Source organism: Blautia sp. MCC269 (genome assembly GCF_018785655.1).
Lineage (GTDB): Bacteria > Bacillota > Clostridia > Lachnospirales > Lachnospiraceae > Blautia_A.
In genome coordinates, this window is the sequence record NZ_WQQE01000079.1 from 1 (window position 1) to 1,562 (window position 1,562).

A 1,562-nucleotide genomic window follows, 5' to 3' on the forward strand; every position below is an offset into this window, starting at 1 on the left:
CAATGTCATTAACTTAAAAGCAGAAGATATTTATTCCGAAATGGATTAGATATCTTCTGCTTTTTTTGATATGCTTATATTGTAAAAAGAAGCCATGAACCTGCTCAAAAAAGGATGTGATTATGCATGAAGCATTCTCAGAAACGTATATTCATGGATATAGAAAAAATGACTTCTGATGAATTTAAGGCATTTTGCCGATCAGGTAATAAAAATTATTTTACCAGAATTCGAAAAATGCCTCTTCAGGATCTTCTTTTCACGATGATAAACAGAAAGGGGTTGACGTTGGCATTGGAACTGAGAAATTATATGAAACTTGCTCATCCTGGTGTGTCTATTTCAAAACCAGGATATCTGAAACAGCGTATGAAACTTAATCCAGATGCTTTTTTAGAATTATATAAATATCATAACCGTAACTTTTATGCAGATTCCACCTTTTCAACTTACAAAGATCATTTAATATTAGCCGCTGACGGCTCAGATATTAATATTCCTACCACTGCTGAAACACTGAAACTATATGGTTCTGCAAGCCGGAAAAACACAAAGCCCCAAGCTCAAATAGGATTAGGCTGTATTTATGATGTAATGAATCGTATGATACTGGAAAGTGACTGTAATAAGGTGAAATTTAATGAAATGCGCCTGGCCGAAAAACAGATGGAGCGAATACCGGAAACAATAGGCAGCATTCCCTATGTTATTATCATGGACAGAGGCTATCCTTCTACGCCAGCGTTTATACATATGATGGATAAGGATATTAAATTTATCGTACGTTTAAAAAGCAGTGATTACAAAAAAGAGCAAAACAGTTTAATAGAAAAGGATCAGCTAGTTAAAATAAAACTTGATAAGTCAAGAATCAGACATTACGAGGGAACGCCAGATGGAGAACGTATGAAAGAATTAGGTGAAATTTCATTGCGTATGGTAAAAATCCTATTAGAAAACGGAAGTTTAGAAGTTTTGGCTACAAATCTTTCACAAACTGAATTTCATACAGAAGAAATAAAAGAATTATATCATATGAGGTGGGGGATAGAGACTGCGTATGAAACGCTAAAGAGTCGGTTACAGTTAGAGAATTTTACAGGAACAAAACCTATTCTGTTATTACAAGATATATACAGCACTATATATCTGAGCAATTTAGTTGAAGATATCATATTAGATGCAGAGCGTGAACTGGATCAGAAAGAAGCGAACAGAAAACATAAAATGATGATCAATCAGACTGTTAGTATTGGAATCTTAAAAAATGATCTGATTTATATACTTCTTGAAACGGATGGTCAAAAGAAAAATATGTTATTTCAGCAAATATATGAAGATATCAGTAAAAATCTTGTTCCCATTCGTCCTGATCGGCATTATACCAGAACGAAAGGGCAATTAGCAGGAAAATATTCGAATACCCATAAAAGAGCGTACTGAGCTAAAAAATACGAGTACAAAGAGAAGGGGATAAGTATGCCCATATACAAACAAAAAGCAGGAATCATAGTTTTATAAATGCTTACGATTTCTGCTCTTTGCTAAAGTTAATGACATTG

General features: G+C 33.7%; 1 protein-coding gene. It reads left to right on the forward strand.

The window, feature by feature from the left end; translation table 11 throughout:
• The first annotated feature begins 153 nt into the window (after window positions 1-153).
• Entirely contained in the window at window positions 154-1,443 is a 1,290-nt protein-coding gene (locus GPK88_RS17205; protein ID WP_238033145.1) for an IS4 family transposase, read from the forward strand.
• Window positions 1,444-1,562 lie beyond the last annotated feature (119 nt).

Excerpts from the sequence above, each read along its gene's own strand:
- GPK88_RS17205 (WP_238033145.1), top strand. The coding sequence starts at position 154 with ATGGATATAGAAAAAATGACTTCTGATGAATTTAAGGCATTTTGCCGA.